Source organism: Mesorhizobium sp. M1E.F.Ca.ET.063.01.1.1 (genome assembly GCF_003998155.1).
GTDB lineage: Bacteria > Pseudomonadota > Alphaproteobacteria > Rhizobiales > Rhizobiaceae > Mesorhizobium.
In genome coordinates, this window is sequence record NZ_RZSC01000440.1 from 1 (window position 1) to 4923 (window position 4923).

The 4923-nt window shown below is 65.5% G+C and carries 4 protein-coding genes and 1 pseudogene; 3 read left to right on the forward strand and 2 right to left on the reverse strand.

The window, feature by feature from the left end; genetic code table 11:
• Positions 1 to 1275: radical SAM protein (locus EOA29_RS24845; RefSeq protein ID WP_127221750.1), on the forward strand; the 1275-nt coding region annotated here is incomplete at its 5' end.
• 7 nt (positions 1276 to 1282) lie between these two features.
• On the opposite strand, the gene argB is transcribed toward EOA29_RS24845, so the two are convergent.
• A complete protein-coding gene (gene argB, locus EOA29_RS24850; protein WP_126090911.1) occupies positions 1283 to 2176 on the reverse strand; it encodes an acetylglutamate kinase in 894 nt (297 codons plus the stop codon).
• A 104-nt stretch (positions 2177 to 2280) separates the two neighbouring features.
• A complete protein-coding gene (locus EOA29_RS24855; protein ID WP_126090910.1) occupies positions 2281 to 3777 on the reverse strand; it encodes an amidase in 1497 nt (498 codons plus the stop codon).
• A 178-nt stretch (positions 3778 to 3955) separates the two neighbouring features.
• Here EOA29_RS24855 and EOA29_RS24860 point away from each other — a divergent pair, with 178 nt between their 5' ends.
• Both EOA29_RS24860 and EOA29_RS24865 read left to right on the forward strand, forming a co-directional pair.
• Positions 3956 to 4495, forward strand: coding sequence for a sigma-70 family RNA polymerase sigma factor (locus EOA29_RS24860; RefSeq protein ID WP_126090909.1), 540 nt, complete (start codon positions 3956 to 3958; stop codon positions 4493 to 4495).
• Positions 4492 to 4923: pseudogene (locus EOA29_RS24865) on the forward strand (anti-sigma factor); the annotation flags it as partial. The gene EOA29_RS24860 and the pseudogene EOA29_RS24865, both read left to right, overlap by 4 nt.

Below are 4923 nucleotides of genomic sequence, written 5' to 3' on the forward strand. Positions count from 1 at the left end.
GTCTACGGCGGCGTCTTCCCGACCTATCATTGGCGCGACGTGCTGGCCGCAACGGATGTCTTCGACTTCATCGTGCGCGGCGAGGGCGAGGCGACCGCGGCGGCGCTGGTCGAGGCGCTGGAACTGCGCCGGCCGGTGCGAAGCGTCGCCGGCATCGCCTATCGCGACGATCTCGGCCGTCCTTTCGCCACGCCGCCGGCCGTGGCGATCGCCGATCTCGACGCCTGTCGCGTCGGCTGGGAGCTGATCGATTTCAGCCGCTACAGCTATTGGGGCGGCAAGCGCGCCGTGGTCATGCAATTCTCGCGCGGCTGCCCGCATCTGTGCAACTATTGCGGCCAGCGCGGCTTCTGGACCCGCTGGCGGCATCGCGATCCGGTTCGCTTCGCCAGGGAGATCGCCTGGCTGCACCGCGAGCACGGCGTCGAGCTGATCAACCTCGCTGATGAGAACCCGACCTCCTCCAAGAGAGCCTGGCGCGCCTTTCTCGACGCCATGATCGCGGAAGACGTGCCGGTGCTGATCGTCGGCTCGACGCGCGCCGACGATATCGTGCGCGATGCCGATATTCTGCATCTCTACCGCAAGGCCGGCGTCATCCGCTGGCTGCTCGGCATGGAGAACACCGACGAGGAGACGTTGTCACTGATCCGCAAGGGCGGCAGCACGAAATCCGACCGCGAGGCGATCCGGCTCCTTCGCCGGCACGGCATCCTGTCGATGGCGACCTGGGTCGCCGGCTTCGAGGACGAAGGGTTTCGCGATTTATGGCGCGGCTTCCGTCAGCTCATCGCCTATGACCCGGACCAGATCCAGGCGCTTTATGTGACGCCGCATCGTTGGACGCCGTTCTTCCGCATCGCCAAGGATCGCAAGGTGATACAGCGGGATGTCCGCCTCTGGGATTACAAGCACCAGGTCCTGCATATGACCCGGCTGAAGCCCTGGATGCTGTTCTTCGCCGTCAAGCTGATCGAGCTTGCCGTGCAGTCGCGGCCGAAGGCGCTGGCGCGCATCCTCTTCCACCCCGATCCCGAGCAGCGGCATTCGATGCGCTGGTATACGAAGATGGGCCGTCGCGTCTGGTTCCGCGAGGTCTGGGGCTTTCTGGTCCGCGACCGTCGCGTGACGGACGGCCCGACGCTCGCCGAATTCTGGGGCGCGCCGCAGGACGCCGAGGAGGAATCGATGGTCTTTCAGCGCCTGGCGCGCAAGCCGGCCCCGCCTGTCATCGAACACGAGCACATGCCGGGCGAAAGAAGATTAGCCGGCTGACGATATATCAAGGAACGATCAGCGTGCCGGCGCCATGCTCGGTGAAGAGCTCGAGCAGCACCGAATGTGGCGTCTTGCCGTTGAGGATGACGACGCCCTCGACGCCGCGCTCGATCGCCTCGATGCAGGTCTCGACCTTCGGGATCATGCCGCCCGAGACGGTGCCGTCCTTGATCAGCGCCTTGGCCTCGGCAACCGTCAGCTCGTCGATCAGCTTCTTGTTCTTGTCGAGCACGCCGGGCACGTCGGTGAGGAACAGGAGGCGCGAGGCGCGGCAGGCGCCCGCGATAGCGCCCGCGAAAGTGTCGGCGTTGATGTTGTAGGTATGGCCGTCGCGGCCGGGCGCCACCGGCGCCAGCACCGGAATCATCTCCGAGCGTGCCAAAAGGTCGAGCAGCGTGCGGTCGACCTCGACCGGCTCGCCGACGAAACCGAGATCCAGCACCCGCTCGATGTTGGAGTCCGGGTCGATCATGGTCTTGCGCGCCTTTTCGGCGAACACCATGTTGCCGTCCTTGCCGCAGAGCCCGATCGCCCATTCGCCTTCGGCGTTGATCAGCGCCACGATCTCCTTGTTGATCGAGCCGGCCAGCACCATCTCGACGATTTCGACCGTCTTCTGGTCGGTGACGCGCAGGCCGCCCTCGAATTTGGATTCGATGCCCATCTTGTTGAGCATCGCGCCGATCTGCGGTCCGCCGCCGTGAACGACGATCGGATTGACACCGGACTGTTTGAGCAGCGCGATGTCGCGGGCAAAGGCCTTGCCGAGCTCGGTGTCGCCCATGGCATGGCCGCCATACTTCACCACCACCGTCTTGTTCTCGTAGCGCTGCATATAGGGCAGCGCTCTGGAAAGCAGCGCGGCCTGCATTTCGGCGGTGGCGGCGATGTCCGTCATCGATGTGATCCCGGCTTGGCGTGAATGGCCGCGTCTTAGCGGGAATTGCCGCAGGCCGCAAACGGCTTTGCGGTCACAATGATGAAATCGTGTTGCGGTTCTTTCTAGGCCGGCGCCTTGAGCGGCGCGCGCCGCCCGAGCCATCCCGAAATCTTCTCCATCTGTGCCGCCAGCGACAAAAGCGTTTCTTCGTCGCCCGGCCGTCCCGCGGCCTGGATGCCGAGCGGCAGGCCGCCCGCCGTGACATGCACCGGCAGCGCGATCGATGGCTGGCCGCTGACATTGTGGATCGCCGGCCAGTGGGTGAACCACAGGCTCTTGTCCATAAGCTGGCCGAAAATTGATTTGATCCTGAGCAGCCCGGTGAGATGCAATTTGTCGAGCAGGTTTTCGATGAGCTCGTCCGCGCCCTTCGGATCCATCGCGCCGCAGGCGAGCGGCGGATGCGCGATGATCGGCATCAGCACGGCATCGAAGCGCGCGGTCTCTTGGATCATCCGCCGCGCGGTGGCGTTGAGCCGCTGCACCGCGTCATAGACTTCGCCCGCGGACAGCATTTCACCGAGACGGCCGAGCACGCGCGTCGCCCGCTCGACGTCGCCGGTGACGGATCGGCCGACACGCAGCGCCTCGGCCCGCATCATGCCTGCAACCGCTGAAGCAACGCTCTTGCAGAAATCGGCCATGAAGTCGCGGCCGATATAGGGCAGGTCGATCTCTTCCACTGTGTGTCCACCCTCGCGCGCCAGCGCCACAGCCGTATCCAGCGCGGCAATCGTCTCGACCGAGATCGGCAGGCCGAGCGGCGACTTGCGGTAGACGGCGAGGCTGAGCTTGCCGGGATCGCGCGCCGCGGCGGCGGCAAACGAGCCCTTCGGCTCCCGCGCGGCATAGGGCGACAGCGGATCGGCGCCATGGGTCAGGTCGAGCAGAAGTGCCGTGTCGCGCACCGAGCGGCTGACGGCGTGGTCGACGACCATTCCGTACCAGCTTTCGCTGGTGAGCGGCGTCAGCGGCACGCGGCCGCGCGAGGTCTTCAACCCGACCAGGCCGCTGCAGGCCGAAGGCACGCGGATCGAGCCGCCGCCGTCGGAAGCATGCGCCGCCGGCACCACGCCTGCCGCGACCAGCGCCGCCGATCCGCCCGACGAGCCGCCGGTGGTGTGGCCGTTATTCCAAGGGTTGCGTGTGATACCGAAGCGGGCCGATTCCGTCATCAGCCGCAGCCCATGCTCGGGCGAGGTGCTGGTGGCGATCGGGATCAAGCCCGCGGCCAGATACCGCTCGACCATCACCGAGTTGTAGTCCGCCGTGAAGGCCGGGATGCGGCTGCCGCCATGGATCGGCACGCCCTTGATGCCGATGCCGAGATCCTTCAGCGCGAAGGGCACGCCGGCGAGCGGCAGCTTGCGGTCGATCGCCTTCGCCCGCGCCCTGGCCGCGTCATAGAGCGGCGTGGCGATAGCGTTGATGTCGAGCCTTGTCGCCTCGGCGCGCGCGATCGCGGCGTCGACCAGCTCCTGCGCCGAGATGTCTCCCTTGTGCACGAGCCCAGCAAGGCCGGTCGCATCCTCTTCCCAAAGCACGCGTTCAATCGACATTCGCCGCACCCCTCTTTTGCCAAAGGCTAGCGCATGAGCCCGCAAATCGAAATCGGGATTTGTTTCCTTGACCTCGCATTCGTGAAGATGACTTCAGGTGCTGACGTGACGGAAGCCCGTGGTGGACAACACCGCGGCGCCCCGTTGCAAATAAATCGCAATCTTCTAATTTGCCTGCATGGGGCCTCAGGACATCAGCAAGCTGATCGTCCGGACTTCGATGAAGGACCGGGCTGCGTTCGATCTGCTCTACAGGCAGACCAGCGGGAAACTTTTCGGCGTCTGTCTTCGTGTATTGAGGGACAGGGGAGATGCGGAAGAAGCGCTGCAGGAGGTCTTCGTCAAGATCTGGACGAAGGCGGACCGTTTCGCGGTTTCCGATCTGAGCCCGATTTCCTGGCTGGTGGCCATTGCGCGCAACCATGCGATCGATCGCATCAGGGCGCGTCGCAGTCCTTCCGCCAACATCGACGCAGCCATCGACGTCGCCGATCCGACGCCGGGACCTGAGGCCATGGCCGTCGCGGGCGGCGAGACCGAACGCATCCACCATTGCCTCGATGAATTGGAGAAAGACCGGGCCGCGGCGGTTCGGGGCGCCTATCTCAACGGCGAAAGCTATGCCGAGCTGGCGGAACGCCACAAGGTTCCGCTGAACACGATGCGGACTTGGCTGCGGCGAAGCCTGCTCAAACTGAGAGAATGCCTGGAAAGATGACGCTGGCGCAAGACAACGGACCGGAACGCGGAGGCGACGACCTGCTCGCCGCCGAATACGTTCTCGGCGTTCTGGCGGCCGACGAACGCCAGATCGCTTCGCGCCGCATCGACACCGAGACGGCGTTTGCCCGCCTGGTCGATGCCTGGGAGGTCCATTTCGCGCCGATGGCGGCCGCCTATGCCGCGGTCGAGCCTCCGGCTTCGGTCAAGGCGGCGATCGACCGCCGGCTCTTTGCCTCCTCGGCCGCCACATCCGCTCCCAGCGCCGGCCTGCTGGGGAGCCTCGCCTTCTGGCGCGGGCTTGCCGCCGCCGCGCTTGCCGCTTTGGCCGTCTTTGTCGCCCTGCCTTTCGTCAATCCGTCATTGCCGCCCCCCGAGACCAGGCTGGTCGCCTCGCTCGCCGCCGACAACAGCAACGTCAAATAC